Source organism: Mesorhizobium sp. LMG17149 (assembly GCF_024518695.1).
Taxonomy (GTDB): domain Bacteria; phylum Pseudomonadota; class Alphaproteobacteria; order Rhizobiales; family Rhizobiaceae; genus Mesorhizobium.
Genome location: NZ_JANIFL010000004.1, coordinates 302,323 through 315,697 on the forward strand (window position 1 = coordinate 302,323; position 13,375 = coordinate 315,697).

General features: G+C 58.6%; 17 protein-coding genes. 8 read left to right on the top strand and 9 right to left on the bottom strand.

Features of this window, described 5'->3' with window-relative positions:
- Nucleotides 1-5 precede the first annotated feature (5 nt).
- The 3 genes from NP945_RS10705 (at nt 6) to NP945_RS10715 (ending at nt 1,483) form a co-directional block, all read left to right on the top strand.
- Nucleotides 6-308: a hypothetical protein gene (locus NP945_RS10705; protein ID WP_256746320.1), complete on the top strand. Its 303-nt coding sequence runs from the start codon at nt 6-8 to the stop codon at nt 306-308.
- A gap of 75 nt (nt 309-383) precedes the next feature.
- A complete protein-coding gene (locus NP945_RS10710; RefSeq protein WP_256746321.1) occupies nt 384-1,181 on the top strand; it encodes a hypothetical protein in 798 nt (265 codons plus the stop codon).
- The gene (locus NP945_RS10715; RefSeq protein ID WP_256746322.1) at nt 1,178-1,483 is read left to right on the top strand and encodes a hypothetical protein; all 306 of its coding nucleotides are present in this window, start codon (nt 1,178-1,180) and stop codon (nt 1,481-1,483) included. Before NP945_RS10710 ends, NP945_RS10715 begins: the two co-directional genes overlap by 4 nt.
- A 66-nt stretch (nt 1,484-1,549) precedes the next feature.
- Here NP945_RS10715 and NP945_RS10720 read toward each other — a convergent pair whose 3' ends face one another.
- The 6 genes from NP945_RS10720 to NP945_RS10745 all read right to left on the bottom strand — a co-directional run bounded on the left by NP945_RS10720 (nt 1,550) and on the right by NP945_RS10745 (nt 5,808).
- Nucleotides 1,550-1,714: a hypothetical protein gene (locus tag NP945_RS10720; RefSeq protein WP_256746323.1), complete on the bottom strand. Its 165-nt coding sequence runs from the start codon at nt 1,712-1,714 to the stop codon at nt 1,550-1,552.
- Entirely contained in the window at nt 1,711-2,079 is a 369-nt protein-coding gene (locus NP945_RS10725) for a nuclear transport factor 2 family protein (RefSeq protein ID WP_256746324.1), read from the bottom strand. The genes NP945_RS10720 and NP945_RS10725 overlap by 4 nt, the downstream gene beginning before the upstream one ends.
- A 585-nt stretch (nt 2,080-2,664) precedes the next feature.
- The gene (locus tag NP945_RS10730) at nt 2,665-2,868 is read right to left on the bottom strand and encodes a hypothetical protein (RefSeq protein WP_256746325.1); all 204 of its coding nucleotides are present in this window, start codon (nt 2,866-2,868) and stop codon (nt 2,665-2,667) included.
- 1,041 nt (nt 2,869-3,909) lie between these two features.
- On the bottom strand, nt 3,910-4,302 hold the full coding sequence (locus tag NP945_RS10735; RefSeq protein WP_256746326.1) for a response regulator: 393 nt from the start codon (nt 4,300-4,302) through the stop codon (nt 3,910-3,912).
- Between the two features lie 328 nt (nt 4,303-4,630).
- Complete coding sequence (locus tag NP945_RS10740; protein WP_256746327.1) at nt 4,631-5,497, bottom strand: ATP-dependent DNA ligase; 867 nt, start codon at nt 5,495-5,497, stop codon at nt 4,631-4,633.
- A gap of 80 nt (nt 5,498-5,577) precedes the next feature.
- Nucleotides 5,578-5,808, bottom strand: a complete 231-nt coding sequence (locus NP945_RS10745) for a hypothetical protein (RefSeq protein ID WP_256746328.1) — start codon at nt 5,806-5,808, stop codon at nt 5,578-5,580.
- A 130-nt stretch (nt 5,809-5,938) separates the two neighbouring features.
- Between NP945_RS10745 and NP945_RS10750 the strand changes: the two genes are divergently transcribed.
- Nucleotides 5,939-6,127, top strand: coding sequence for a DUF3606 domain-containing protein (locus NP945_RS10750; protein ID WP_127321696.1), 189 nt, complete (start codon nt 5,939-5,941; stop codon nt 6,125-6,127).
- Nucleotides 6,124-6,351 carry a hypothetical protein gene (locus NP945_RS10755; RefSeq protein WP_256746329.1) on the top strand — a complete coding sequence of 76 codons (228 nt, stop codon included), beginning with the start codon at nt 6,124-6,126 and terminating at the stop codon, nt 6,349-6,351. The genes NP945_RS10750 and NP945_RS10755 overlap by 4 nt, the downstream gene beginning before the upstream one ends.
- Here NP945_RS10755 and NP945_RS10760 read toward each other — a convergent pair.
- Complete coding sequence (locus NP945_RS10760; RefSeq protein WP_256746330.1) at nt 6,276-6,500, bottom strand: KTSC domain-containing protein; 225 nt, start codon at nt 6,498-6,500, stop codon at nt 6,276-6,278. The genes NP945_RS10755 and NP945_RS10760 overlap by 76 nt on opposite strands.
- Nucleotides 6,501-7,691: 1,191 nt before the next feature.
- Between NP945_RS10760 and NP945_RS10765 the strand changes: the two genes are divergently transcribed.
- Together NP945_RS10765 and xth are read left to right on the top strand one after the other, a co-directional pair.
- Nucleotides 7,692-7,871 (top strand): DUF3606 domain-containing protein, encoded by a 180-nt coding sequence (locus tag NP945_RS10765; protein WP_256746331.1) that lies wholly within the window; start codon nt 7,692-7,694, stop codon nt 7,869-7,871.
- A 15-nt stretch (nt 7,872-7,886) separates the two neighbouring features.
- The gene (gene xth / locus NP945_RS10770; RefSeq protein ID WP_256746332.1) at nt 7,887-8,663 is read left to right on the top strand and encodes an exodeoxyribonuclease III; all 777 of its coding nucleotides are present in this window, start codon (nt 7,887-7,889) and stop codon (nt 8,661-8,663) included.
- Between the two features lie 364 nt (nt 8,664-9,027).
- Here the strand turns inward: xth and NP945_RS10775 are convergent, their stop codons facing one another.
- Together NP945_RS10775 and NP945_RS10780 are read right to left on the bottom strand one after the other, a co-directional pair.
- On the bottom strand, nt 9,028-9,900 hold the full coding sequence (locus NP945_RS10775; protein ID WP_256746333.1) for a hypothetical protein: 873 nt from the start codon (nt 9,898-9,900) through the stop codon (nt 9,028-9,030).
- Nucleotides 9,901-11,607: 1,707 nt separating this feature from the next.
- Nucleotides 11,608-12,261, bottom strand: a complete 654-nt coding sequence (locus NP945_RS10780; RefSeq protein ID WP_127395985.1) for a hydrolase — start codon at nt 12,259-12,261, stop codon at nt 11,608-11,610.
- A 150-nt stretch (nt 12,262-12,411) separates the two neighbouring features.
- Here NP945_RS10780 and NP945_RS10785 point away from each other — a divergent pair, with 150 nt between their 5' ends.
- Nucleotides 12,412-13,305 (top strand): LysR family transcriptional regulator, encoded by an 894-nt coding sequence (locus NP945_RS10785; RefSeq protein WP_127328986.1) that lies wholly within the window; start codon nt 12,412-12,414, stop codon nt 13,303-13,305.
- Nucleotides 13,306-13,375: the final 70 nt, after the last annotated feature.

A 13,375-nucleotide genomic window follows, 5' to 3' on the forward strand; every position in this document is an offset into this window, starting at 1 on the left:
ATACAATGGCAACACGGATCGAACGTGTAGAAGTCCGTAAGCGCGGCTTCTTCGGCATGGTATTTTGGCTGGTATTTCTAGCCTTCAACGCCTTGATGGCGCTGTGGATGTTTGCCGGGATCAAAGGAGCGTCTGACCAGTACCAGGCGACCACCGATGCGGCTTCCCATGCCGGCACGGCAATCGGTGGGACCGTTGCCCTCGGCATCCTTCTTTGGATTTGGCTGTTCGGAGCCATCATCCTCGGCTTGCTGGTGCTGCTGTCGCGCGGAAAGAAAGTCACGATCGAACGGACGATCGAGGGCTGAAACAAATGCGAAAGTCGATCGTTGCCCTTGCGGGGTGGCTTTGCGAAGCAAGCTAGCCAAGGAGAGACGTTTAAAATGGCTGGCAAGCCCTACACAAAAATGTCGCTGATCGAGCGCAACGCACTGACATTCGAATCGTTTCTAAGCCGCGATTTCGGGAATCGATTTTACCAAGCCGAGTTTCTTGACGGGATAACCGCACGGCGCATGGAGATCATTGGCCGTATCGGTAAGGCATCAAGCCAAGCGTTCTTATTTGCAACCGTCCTGGCGTTCTTCGATTTGATTTCAGGTAGCAGCTTCACCTACGGCGGATTGACGTTACAGGTTACGAAGGACCTAACGCCTATAATCTCACTGCTGACTGCCGGCGCGCTACTGAACACCACATTCGCATTCATCGACGACCAGATAATATTTCGAATTCTTTTGAAGATCGGCAGCCACATCAAAATCCAGAATTTCCAGCTCTTGCTGGTCGACAAAATGGCGCACAACCTGTGGGGCGATGCCATCGTCCCCAGAGTGTTTGGCCAGAAGTCGGGCCGCGGTCAAACCATCGCAGTCAACTTGTTGGGCATGGTGGTGCTGGTAATCTCGGCCGCGATGTACCTCTACCCAGCCTTTATGGTTGGTCGTGTATTTGTTGATCTTGTGTGCTCCGATGCGAGATGGATTGCCAAAGCTATAGCGTCGTTGGCGGCAGCAGTGACTGTATGGGCGCTACTGCTCGGCGCAATTTTCACCACCAAGTTCAAATTCTATCCTGCGGATTGGCACGAATCTACCGACCAGCCGACTGAAGAATTTATCCGCCGCATGCAAAGCGAGATCGCCAAAGGCGACGCAGGCAGCGTAAGCGACGCGCCATGATTGTTCGCCGCTCCGCGCAGGTCGATCTGCTACGTATTTTCGAAGATTTGGCGCCTCGGCTTTCGAGCGAGTATTTGACAGCTGAGAGCTATCAGGGGGATGCCCATGCGACTTTTGAAGATGCGTTCCGGAAAGCCAAAAACGGATTCCGGAAAGCCATTCGAGAGAATAGGGCAGACACCCTGCTCATGGACGGCGTGCCGTTGGCTATCGTCAGAACGCTCGTAGCGTCCAATTGGTCTGCTCGGGAAGACGTCCAACGTTGGTTTGAAATCTTGGGCTATGAATTCGCATGCAATTAGGACCGGCCAAGGTGTTTTTGCTTAGGCCGCGCCAGGCATGAATCCTGATTCTGTCCGGCTGCGCCGTCAGCGCTTCTTCGGCTTTGGCGTGATCTCTTCGACCCGCACCTTGTCGCCGATCTCCTTTGCCGTCGCCAGCGCCTTAGCCTTGTCCTTCGTGGTCAGCACCGTGCGCCAATGCGGCTTCTCAAAAACTGAGACGATGTAGGTTGTGGCAGGCTTGTCGGTCATTCTGCCTGGTCGCTGCTGTTCAAGCTGCACATGCGGATCAACCAACCTCCGCCAGCTTGGTGCTCAAAGACGCTAAGCGAAGTTCCGTTTCCGGGCGCCTCCCCTTCCGAGTAGGCCGCGAGAGACCATGCCAGATCTCCGGAGCCTCCTGCCTCGATCACTGCAAGTGTCTTGTCGGGGGTGGCGTGTTGGGTCCAGACACCGTGCAGCGCCTCTATCGCCGCTCGGCCGCGAGCTGGAGGTGCATACGGAGAATGCATTTCCGCGTTATCGGTAAATATGGACGCGCAACCGGCAGCATCCCCGGCGCGGTATGCCGCCACGTAGGTGTCCCAAAGCTCCTGCAGTTCATCGCTGATCGACATAAGCCTGCTCCTTTTTTGTCTAGTTTTCCGCATGGCTAAAACGACAGTGCCGTTATCCTTTCGAATTTCAACGGACACGATTCCATCGTCGCCCTTCCGGGGTCTGAAACATGGAGATTGCATGATCCTTTGCCGTTTTCTCGGCGTCGAACATTTCCTTGTCGACGATGCCCTGTCGTCCATACCAGATGACAGTAAAGGCCATATTCGCTCGTCCCTTCGTGCAGCCAGACATGGTATGCCGGTTGGGACGGAAAGTCACACAATGAGACGAAGCTGGAATGGTCGTACGGAAGTGGGCGCTATCCAGCCGTAGGCGATCGAACTGGCCCAGTAGTGTTCCACCGGATGAACTCAACTTCCTTGATATTTCCAAGACAACTTGCCGGAGCCAGCGCTTTGGGGCGCGTTGGAGATTCAAAATTTCCCTCGGGTAGCGACTTTTATCCACCGCCCGCCTGTCTTGGAGGCCGCCGCATGTCCTCGAAGCTGAAAAAGTGGCGCTCCCTAGTTGACTATATTGTGCGCTTCCACCCCCCCTGGCAGGGGCTGCGTGAAAAATGAGCTGCCCGCATTCGTGATCCGCTAAGCTACTTCCTGGCTGATGTCGGGGTGACTAACGGCTTGGAAGTGCGGCAGCGTCGCCTTTTGAAAACCATGAGCTCGAGGCCGCCATTTCATACGGTTCCTGGCCGCATCAACCAGTTCCTCCTCGCGGGTAAGGCCGTTCATAAAGAGCTTCAGCAGGTGAGAAGCCGCTTTTTCGGCATCGGGCGAAGTAAGCGGCAATTTGCTCTCGTCGCACACAGTCCGGCAAATGCGAGACAACATTTCAATCTCGCACGGACCAAGGCAGTGACCAGGGTATAACATAATTTTCCTCCATACGGCTGTGGTCCCAACTTACCACCCCACCGTGTCACTACTTTACCGGACTGGGCCAGCCGGTGGTTCAACCTGGCGCGCATCGAGACCATCAGCACAGTCTCGTCTTTGATGCCTGTTTGAAACAGTCGGACCAACTCTGAGGCGAGTTCCCCGGCCTCACCAGAAGTGGTTAGAATCTCGTGTTCCTCACAAAGCTGCGAGAATACAATCCTCAGCGTGCCCAGTTCCTCGGGGAAAATAGGTTGCTCGCCGCCGCTGCGGAAAATCATATGAACGCCCTTTGAATAACGCTGACCTTGAGTGCTGAAGAATGGCTCCAAAGCCAGCGACGGTCATTATCATTTGCATACAAGGCGGTGCTTGGTAAAAATCGTACGAAATTCTTCGGAGGCGCCGGCATGTGTTTGATCGAGACGCCAACGCATGCAAGGATGGGCCGGAAACTGCGCGACCTTAAGCGGCCTCTATCTCTACCGACTAACGATGCTGTTCGTCATGATCTTTGGCGATGGATGATCCCTTCGATGACTCTCGCGTCGGCATTGTATTCCGCCGCCCGCGCGGCCGTATGCCAAGCTGTGTCTTTCCCGAGCGGCTTGACTTTTGCCGTCCGTATCGCGAACTCAGCTCCGGCGCGCCCTGAGAAGACTGCAAGGAGCCTGTTCCGCATCCTCCGTGGGCAGTTGCTTGCCATTCAAGTGTAAGGACACCTCGTTGAAACATCCGAGCAGAGGCCCGTCACTGATTTCCCTGAAGTCCAGTGACCGGCCTACTTCGTCAGACGTCGGGTAGCGCTAAATCTTTCTCGGAGGGCTGGAACAAGCATCCGCAACTGAAGTTGGCAATGTGCTTGGTTGAGATGTCCCCTCCTCAAGTCCAAGCTCTGGTGCAAGGCCCGTCGCTGCATTGTGTCCTCAGCGGCGGGCTTCCTATTTCCTCAACCTAAGCCGCGCCATCGCTGGGCGTTAGATGCTGCTGATTGAGAAGCGTGGACAGGGCCGTAATGACCTGGGCCATCACGAATGGCTTGGAGATCATGATGCTGTCAGGGACGCCTTCCGCGCTCCATTGGGGAGCACCGTCGCCGCTGATATAAACCACGCTGATTGCGGGGTTCACTCGCCTAAGATGCCGGGCTAGCTGCCAGCCATTTTTGCCAGATCCAAGCCGTATGTCCGTAAGCAGGCTGCTAAACGGCACTTCGTCAAACGCCTTTATGGCCGCTTCGGCTGTTGTCACCCCGACAACCCGGAAACCGGCTTCTTCCAATCCTGTTTCAAGGTTGAGCAAGATCATTGGCTCGTCTTCAACGACCAGAACCGCAACACCGTTCATTGTGGAATCACCCCTCCGGCCCCAGCAACGGGCGCAACCGAACTTGAGTTCCGTCTAATGAAAGAATTTTCCTCCTGCGAAAGAGCAGGTTCGCGACTGGTGGAACCATGGCCGGGCCCAGTTCGTCAGCCGCTCGACCGTCTCAATGATCGCTTAGCCAGCGCCTCACCCTCATGGATCGGCTCCGGGCCGTAGCGACCTGTCACCCATTCCTCAGATGGCAGCACGCCGGCAGGGCAGACCTGCTCCACGGCCATTCGGACGAGCTTCAATGCGGCGCGTTCGCCAGTTGGATCGATTGCCATAGGGGAGTTGAGAGGCTCGGGCGTCATGGCTTAGCCTCACGGATCGCCCGCAAAGTCGCATGGCGCAGCTTGTCCTCGCGCTTAAGGGTCTTCACGCGCCCGACGAGGCCAGGTTTGATCCATTCGGCGGCGGGCTTGTCGGCCCCCTTTGGTGGCGTGCCTTTCCCCTCTTGCACCTTGGCGTAGAGGCGTTCTCGCATGGCTTTGGTTAGGGCGATATTCGCCGAGCCGACGTAGCGGCGTTCCGCATCGCGGGTTACCATCAAGGCGAGTGGAGCCGATCCCGGTTTGCGCTGCACGCCGGCAACCTCAAAGTCGACTTCCTCGTAGCATTTGGTTTTCACCCAAACTTCGGTATCACCGCTGCGATAGACGCTGTCTTCCCGCTTTGACACCATGCCCTCTAGGCCCATTCGATCAACCGCGGCGTAGAAATCAGCCCCGCCGCCATGCACATGGTGGCTGTACTGGATCACGCCTGTGGCAGGCCCGACGAGTTCGAGCAGCTTTTCCCGACCTGCCAACAACGGTTCGCGGCGCAAATCGGTGCCATCAAGGTGCAGCAGATCGAAGGCAACGAAGATGATCCGATCCGGCGCCCATCGCATTGCCGACCGCAGCCAATGGAAATCCGATACGCCCTTCTCGTTGAGAACGATTGCCTCACCGTCGATGATTGCCGACTTGGGGGAAAGGGTTGCCGCCGCCTCGACAATCGTCTTGTACGTCGATGACCAGTCGTAGCCCCTCCGCGTGATCGTTCGGGCGGTGCCGTCCTCGACAATGACTTGCGTCCGGTAGCCATCATACTCGATTTCGTGAATCCAGTTGTCCCCTGTCGGCGGCACCTCGACAAGCGTGGGGAACATTGGCCGGATGAACTTCAACATACGCGAACTCGGACAGGACCGAATTTAAATTAGAGTAGGCTAAAATAGTTGCAAAGGAATGCACCAGGGCACTTGGGTGTTCATGCCCCACCCGTTTCGGCCGGCGTCAGGGAACGATTCCATCCTCCCTGTGTTTCAATCTCATGACAAACATCCCGAAACGCCAGGGAATAGCGATGGCGGCCGAAGTCGCCAGTGCCAAGCAACGCCTGGAACGGGCCGAGCTCGCTATTCAGCGCTCGAAAGAGATGGTGGCCCAAAACATTGAGCGTTCCGGCAGGATACGGCGTTTGGTCGAGGCCGCCATACAAGATCGATAGACTCCTGAGAAGGATCCCGTGCAGGCAGAATCAAGCCGGCGCAGGCCAACTCTGGGACAAGGCCCGTCCTTACGTGGAACCCGGCGCTACTTTCGCTGTTCTCCTCTCTGGAGGAACAACCATGCCAGATGACAAAAGCAAGCGCGATTTTCGTGACCGCGACCGCGTATCGGGCGACGAGGAATACGAGGTCGGCTATCTCGCCAGCAAATTCCAGCTTACCATCCCTGAAGTCCGGGAACTTATCAAAAAGCACGGCAACGACCGTGAGACGCTGGAGCGCGAAGCGAAAGCACTGGGCAGCCGATGACGAAGCTATCCGACCTTGGACCGCCGGTCCCCGGCAAGCAGCACGGCGGCGAGCCTGCCGACGTGCGCGACAATTTCATGACCTGTCCGGTGTGCGGCCAGGAGTTCGACATGCGCGATTTTCGCCAGGTCGCTTGGCACAATCTGCCTCAGCATGAGCCGCTGGAGTCGGAGCTTGCCACGGGCCGGAACGCGAAATGGTTGCGGATGCGATCGTTGAAATAGCGGCCCTTGGCAAAGGCAGTTTTAAAATCGGCGTAGGTCTCCGGCGGCACGTCAAGAAATTCATATTGCCTGCCGCTCGCTACAAACCACACTGATAGAACCCTGGTGTCCGGATCGTATTCGAATTTGCGTATCGAGGTTGACGGCATGGTGGCACCAGATTTGCCGGCTCACGTCACGTCCTCGGCCACAGCGTCTCCACCGAAGGGACGCTGATGGCATTCCAACTTGCTCTATCGTTTTCGGTTCCCGGCAAACAAAGGCCCGCCACCTTTCGGCAGCGGGCAGCGGGCAGCGTCGCCAGATACCGCCCAGGAATACTAAAATACAGCTTACTTCCGCGGCCAGCAGCGCGGGGCGTGCTGCGGCCTGGGACTAGCCACTGACTGTCGATGAGCTGGGCGACGCCGTCACCGACGACAGTCGCTCACGCTTCGTGAAAACGGGCTTCTGATAGGTCTTTTTCATCGATCTTTCCCCTTTGCCAATCGTTCAGTCTGTCAGCCTCTGCCTTGGAGGCGGCTGCGTGTCAATCGGGCAGCCCTCATGTCTCTTCATTGGTAAGCGGTCTCGGCCGCACAATGCTCAAATCAAACTTGGTTGGAAGGTCGGATCCCGCCTTGTTGATGGCGGTGTGGTCATCCGATCGACGGGCGGGATGATTACCATCCGGACGTTTCGTTCAGGCCAAAGCGGCGCCCGGAAAAGCAGGAAAACGACTGCTACCAGAACGATGACCAACCCCGCTGCAAACGCGTTCGCAACGATCTCACCAGGCTGCATGCGCCTCCGTGAATGAGTGCCCGCCACGCAAGCGAACCGTTGCGGGTAATCAATCAACCGACGATGAAGGGACGATGATCGACGGTCACATTCCCAAATGTCGAAAAGGCTGTGTTGTTTCACGGGTCAGACCTTTGCGCTTCGGCATTGGACTTTCGTGCTTGCTAGAGGCGGCCCTCCCGAACTCCATCGGCGCACGGCGAAGGCCCGCCACCGATCAGCAATGACGGGCCTCTGCCTCGAGACCGCTCGGCTGTTAACCAAGCTACGAACTGAACTTCGATTTCAGAAACAGGTTCCCTTGATCTGCAAAATTGAGCTTCAGTGGGTCGCCTCTAGGCTTGGGGCCTCAACTGGCAGCGGGGACGCTGCCGCTTTTCCAACCTGCCTCCTGCGCCCTGTGCGCTTTTGCTGAGGGCGGCCTCTACGGCCGACATGCCGAACTCGAATACATGGTGCGATTCAATCCTCTGCCCTGGGACTTTGTTCCACACGCGCTCGTTGAATTGAACCGGAAGAGTCCGGCTGCGTTGTTGGGCAATCCTTGGAGGAAGAAAATGGCCACTACTCAAACAACTCGCGGGCGCAGCCAGGACCGCGCGAAGGTCGCTGGTGGGCAGGATCATGAAGTGAAGTATGCGGCGGGCAAGACTGGAGCCAGCAAGGCCGAGGTCAAGTCGGCCGTGAAATCGGTTGGTAATACCCGAAAGAAGGTCGAGGACAAGCTCAAGAAATAGCTGGCCGCGCAAGCGATGATCCGGATCGCCACCTTCAATGTGAACGGTGTTAATGGTCGTCTGCCGGTCCTCCTCGCGTGGCTCAAAGCGACGCGCCATGACGTCGTCTGTCTTCAAGAACTCAAAACCTCGGACGAGAAGTTTCCGGCCGAGGCAATCGGCGACGCCGGTTACGGCGCGATCTGGCATGGCCAGAAATCCTACAACGGCGTCGCTATTTTGACTCGCGGAGCCGATCCCATCGAGCGTCGACGCGGGCTTCCCGGCGACCCTGACGACAGCCATAGCCGCTATATCGAGGCTGAGGTCGGCGGGCTCGTTGTCGGCTGTCTCTACCTGCCAAACGGAAATCCCGCCCCTGGTCCCAAGTTTGACTACAAGCTGCGCTGGTTCGACCGTCTGATCAGCTACGGCCAAGCTCTTCTCCAAAAGGGCGCGCCGACCGTGCTGTGCGGCGACTATAATGTCGTCCCAACCCCGATTGATGCCGTGGTGGCGCGACGATGGATTGGCGATGCGGTTTACTTTCCCGAGAGTCGTCAAGCCTATGCCGAGATGCTCGAGGACGGCTGGATCGATGCGGTCAGGCGCATCCATCCGGAAAAGGGGGTCTATACTTATTGGAATCACTCCTATGGGGGCGGCTATGACAGGAGTTCTGGCCTGCGAATGGACCATCTGCTCGTCAGTCCCTCGTTGTCGCCCCGGCTTCGCGATGCCGGGGTGGATGTTGAGACGCGAGGGTGGGAGAAGCCGAGCGATCATGCGCCGGCGTGGATAGAGCTTGAGTAGCCTGACTTTGAGGGGTCGAATTCCGTCAGTGATTCAGACGGCGTTGTTGCAGCAGGCTTCAGACGGTGCCGCCCTTGTCCGAAACTTGCGCATATTTCGGACATGCCCGACAGCATTCTCCGATCGCGAGTGCTTGCACGGATCGAGTCCAAACCCGACGAGGTCTGGACCAAGGCGACTTTGCCGATTTCGGCCGCGTCACGGCACGGTTCACGGCCGGTAGCCGGCACAGTGGCGCGGCCGGTCATGGAGACCGCGGTCGATCCGGCGAAACTCTTGAGCAGCAGCTAGGCGCTGCAGGGTCTTGTCTACCGCGGCGCGCACCATCGGCGCACCAGATAGAGCAGGACCTCAACAGTTGCGCCTAGTGGCCCATACTTGACCGCCGCTGCTCCATTCTGGCCGCCGCCTTTCTTGCCACGCGCAACTCGTCGATCGTGGGCTGCCTCCAGATCCCGTCGTTAGTCTTGGAGCCGGGACGCGAGGGCCACGTTTTCACCAGTTCGGCGAGTGTGGCCGGACGCCATTGTCCCCAAACACTGTCGGCTGAGATTGGTATATCGGCGTAAGAGGTACGAAGGATCTTCGGATCGACCGGCTCGCCATCGCAGCCGACGAAAACGACTACGCCATAAGCAGACGTCATCACCGGCCGACCGAAGGGCGGCAGGTTCTCCGAATCGAGCGGATAGCGTCGGCGTCGGCGTTCGTTGGCGCGCGCATGCGCGGCTCGTTCCTTTTCCGACCCGCGATTAGCTTCTCGGCGCTTCTTGCGCTCTTCCGGTTCGTTGCGCCGGGCCGCCTCCTCGATCCGGCTCCAGTGCCGACGCAGGACTTCATATGATCGGTAGGGCACCGTCCACGCTCGGCGATCGCCATCCCAGGAGGCAAACGGCACTTCGCGCATCTCATCAACGACGGTGCGGGAATAAGGCGTCACCACTTCCAAATGATCATCAAGGCGCCGAAGATACTTAGAGACGATGGGATCAAAGACAAAGGCGTCGCGGCCTTTGAGATCGGCATGCGTTTGCGTCTGCGAAAGCTCTCGTTCGAGCCATCGATTGAAACGCTGCGCGGCGGTTTTGCCCGGAACGAACCATGCCTTCAAATCATCGTTCCAGCGGGCGCGAGGAAAGGTCTTTCGAAACCGCTCGACCGTCATGCGGTCAAATGGAAATGCCGCCGTCGCGCCAGGACGATTGTTGGCGTTCGAAATTGCCTTGCTATCGTTCATGCTTGATCAACACGCTGCTGTCGGCAATCGCTTGTCCCAGAACGTTTGAACCAGGTGTTCGGTTCTGGGCAACCCTCGATTCGGTCTTGTGGTCGACACCCGTTGTTCATGGCGACGCGGTCGGCGCTTGTTTCGGGTAGACCAGGAACTCCGGGGCGAGCATCGGGCCGCAAAACCGCGATCTCGGGGGAGACGGGTGCGCTACACAGCCGGCGATCTCGACAAGCGAAGGGCCCCGGGTGTCCACGACGGGTCGGTGGAACAATCGGACAAGAGCTCGGCACGCTCAACCAGCGCCGGGGTTTCATCCGCGGTTTCGCCGGTCAGAATTTCCTCGAGTAGCTTGTTCGCGACCGCCCCGGATAGACCTCGGATCGTAATCGCGCTGCCTAGATTTGAAATCTGCAAAGGTTTCCGGGGGGACGTCCAGAAGATTCATATTGCCTGCCGCTCGCTACAAAGCACACTGAGAGAACCCTCGTGTCCGGATTGTATTCGAATTACGTATCGAGGTCGACGGCATGGTGCACCAGGAATTGCCGACCGAAGTCAGCGGAAGGATAAGGGCCCGCCGCGTAGAAGCCGTATCGAGCCGGCCAAGTCCTCGGCCATCAGCGCCTCCAAGGAAGAGACGCTGATGGCATTCCAACTTGCTCCATCGTTTTCGGTTCCGGGCAAACAAAAAGCCCGCCAGCCGTCAGGCCAGCGGGGAGTTCTCATGGGGGAAAGCACTGAATGGGAACAGTGCGACGACCGAATTTCCACAGCGCGATTTTGTTCCACTGTCAGTGACCCGCCCTAGCAGCGCGAAGGCCCGGAGTTGTCACGAACTTGCAGTGGGTCCGCCCCTACTGGCGGGCAGAGGCGGACCCGGCCGAGGCTTGGGGCCTCGACCGGCAGCGGGGGACGCTGCCGCATTTCCAACCCTGCCCCAACATATCAGGTTCCGCTAATGCACAAAAAAGCCCGCCACCTTTCGGGAGCGGGCTAGGGTCTGTAAGCTAGGGAGCACCAAGCCCAGTTAGACTGGTCGCGGGCCTGCGTGTTCAGCTCAACCTGCGTGGTACTCGCGGACACCCGGCCATCAGCGTGCAAGCCTTCCCGTCGCGCAGCAAGCTGCATGATGCCGCCTTGGAAAGCTCCCTGTGAATAGGTTCACGAGCATCATTTTCGGGAAGGGTCGCGCTCAGGCCGCACCGTCTGGCTGGTGCGTAACATGCTGTGTAACAATAAATTCTTGGATGCCTTGGGTTGCTTGGATCGGTGAAAGGAATCGAATCCCACTTCCTCCGCCAGACGTCGAATTATCCAGCCCGGAGACATGGGTAGCAGTTTGTACCTAAGACGCGATGACAACCTCGTGCTTGGTTGCAAGGTCCTCTGTTCCAAGTCGATATATCCGAACTGCGAGTCATCGTCTCGATCAGAGCGCCCGGTGCGTCAGGCTCACTTTGAAGTTCGGATGGATGACTGTTATTTCCTCTCGGGAGCGCTCCGCCGAACATCTCCATGGTCCTTTCAATGAGGCGATAGATAGTCAGGTTGCGCCGGCTGCAGTCGCGGTCAATGGCTGGAGGAAGTGATCGTTGATGACACCGGCCGCCCTGCATTCAGGCGGCGGCCGGGTTGTGGAGCGGGATGACGCGGCTCGATAAGCAGCCAGCCTGTTGGCGCTGGATCGCTCCAGCTTTCGTTACCTTCCCCAGTTCAGCCCGCGGTGCTTGGCACAGGCGTGTTGAGCAGCTGCTGCTCCCAGAGGTACGCGATGCCGCTGCCAGCGACGTGCTGCTTGAGCACTTCCGTCAGCTCGCCGACGTGCTCAGTCCGCGCCCAGTCGCGCTGCCATTCCGAGGCCAGCGCCAGCCAGGTCATCATGTTCGCGCCGGCCGCGATCATGCGCTGGATGGCGACCTCGTGCGCTTCGACCGACGTGCCGCCCGAGGCGTCGGCGATGACCGTGACGTCCCAGCCTTCGCCCAACGCCTGGATAACCGGCATGGCGACGCAGATCTCGGTCCACAGGCCAGCGATGATGAGCTGCTTGCGGCCGGTCGCCTTGACCGCGTCCACGACCTTCCTGTCTTCCCAGGTATTGATGAACGTCCGGTCGATGACCTCCTGGCCGGGAAATACGTCGGTGATGTGGGGGAAGATCAGGCCGCCCCGATCGGCAACGACGCTCGTCAGGATGGTGGGAACGCCGAAGGCCTTCGCGGCCTTTGCCAAGGCCGTTGAGTTGTTGACCACTGCATGCGGATCGTGGCTGTTCAGGTTCGAGAGCTGGTAGGGCTGGTGGTCGATAAGAACGAGTACCGAATCTTCGGGACGAAGAAGCGAAGCAAGGCCGTTACGAGGGGTCATCAAGACTTCCTTTCTCTGCCGTCTGGACGGCATGGTTTTCGGGAGACATGCGCCAGCGGGCGACGTTGCCGAAACGCAATTTGCTGTTCCTTTTGGTGATGCGATAGTGCCATACTCAGGCAAGCTGTGTCGCGAAACGAGGAACGCCGATTGGACATCGAAGATCTGCAGACATTCGTCGTAGTGGCCGATGCCGGGGGCGTATCGGCCGCCGCCCGCCGACTCGGCGTCTCCAAGTCGATCGTCAGTCGGCGGCTCTTTCGGGTTGAGGCGGAGCTTGGCGTCCAGCTTCTTGCACGAACGACCCGCGGCGCCGCGCTCACGGAGGCGGGAATTACTTTCAGAGATCATGCGGCCCGAGCCAGCGCCGAGATTGATACGGCCAGGGAAGCGATCTTCCCCACCGGTGAGCTACGCGGCCGCCTGAGGGTTGCCATGCCGCTTACTTTCGGCGCGACCCATTTTGCCCCCGTGCTCGCGGAAATGGCGCGTCTGCACCCGAATCTTCACATCCATACTTCATACAGCGATCGCTTCGTCGATCTCATCGCAGAGGGTTTCGATTGCGCGATCCGGGGCGCCTACCTTCAGGACTCCAACCTGATCGCGAAGCGCGTCGGGCCTATCCATGGAAAGCTTGTCGCGAGCCCGGACTACATCAAAGCGCACGCGTCACCCGAGACTCCGGACGAACTCGTCACCCATCAGGCCCTCATGCAGGGAACGGAAGCCTGGCAGTTCATGGATGGCGGCAAGATTGTTACGGTCCAGCCGCAGGGAAGATTCAAGGCCGACAGCGCCACGGCGCTTGCCGCGGCGGCGGCGGCGGGTCTCGGCATCGCCTGGCTCCCCGATTGCATTACACATGAACATGTGGCCTCCGGCGCGCTGGTCCCGATCATGACACGCTATCCGGTACCTCCGGGAGCTGCGTATGTCGTACGCCCGCCGGGGCAGCATCCTACGCGGAAAGTGCGCGTCCTCACCGAGATGCTGATTGAGTATTTCAAACGCAACCCGGATCTTTGGGGTCTTGACGGCTAGGACACGAACGGTTCGAGCCGTGTCAAAGAACCGCGTTCGACGGTCCCATTGCTCCGAGCCGTTGCGTTCG

Coding starts and splice junctions, on each gene's coding strand:
- NP945_RS10710 (WP_256746321.1), top strand. CDS start 384: ATGGCTGGCAAGCCCTACACAAAAATGTCGCTGATCGAGCGCAACGCA.
- xth (WP_256746332.1), top strand. CDS start 7,887: ATGATCCGGATCGCCACCTTCAATGTGAACGGTGTTAATGGTCGTCTG.
- NP945_RS10740 (WP_256746327.1), bottom strand. CDS start 5,497: ATGTTGAAGTTCATCCGGCCAATGTTCCCCACGCTTGTCGAGGTGCCG.
- NP945_RS10750 (WP_127321696.1), top strand. CDS start 5,939: ATGCCAGATGACAAAAGCAAGCGCGATTTTCGTGACCGCGACCGCGTA.
- NP945_RS10775 (WP_256746333.1), bottom strand. CDS start 9,900: ATGAACGATAGCAAGGCAATTTCGAACGCCAACAATCGTCCTGGCGCG.
- NP945_RS10765 (WP_256746331.1), top strand. CDS start 7,692: ATGGCCACTACTCAAACAACTCGCGGGCGCAGCCAGGACCGCGCGAAG.
- NP945_RS10735 (WP_256746326.1), bottom strand. CDS start 4,302: ATGAACGGTGTTGCGGTTCTGGTCGTTGAAGACGAGCCAATGATCTTG.
- NP945_RS10725 (WP_256746324.1), bottom strand. CDS start 2,079: ATGTCGATCAGCGATGAACTGCAGGAGCTTTGGGACACCTACGTGGCG.
- NP945_RS10780 (WP_127395985.1), bottom strand. CDS start 12,261: ATGACCCCTCGTAACGGCCTTGCTTCGCTTCTTCGTCCCGAAGATTCG.
- NP945_RS10760 (WP_256746330.1), bottom strand. CDS start 6,500: ATGCCGTCAACCTCGATACGCAAATTCGAATACGATCCGGACACCAGG.
- NP945_RS10705 (WP_256746320.1), top strand. CDS start 6: ATGGCAACACGGATCGAACGTGTAGAAGTCCGTAAGCGCGGCTTCTTC.
- NP945_RS10715 (WP_256746322.1), top strand. CDS start 1,178: ATGATTGTTCGCCGCTCCGCGCAGGTCGATCTGCTACGTATTTTCGAA.
- NP945_RS10755 (WP_256746329.1), top strand. CDS start 6,124: ATGACGAAGCTATCCGACCTTGGACCGCCGGTCCCCGGCAAGCAGCAC.
- NP945_RS10720 (WP_256746323.1), bottom strand. CDS start 1,714: ATGACCGACAAGCCTGCCACAACCTACATCGTCTCAGTTTTTGAGAAG.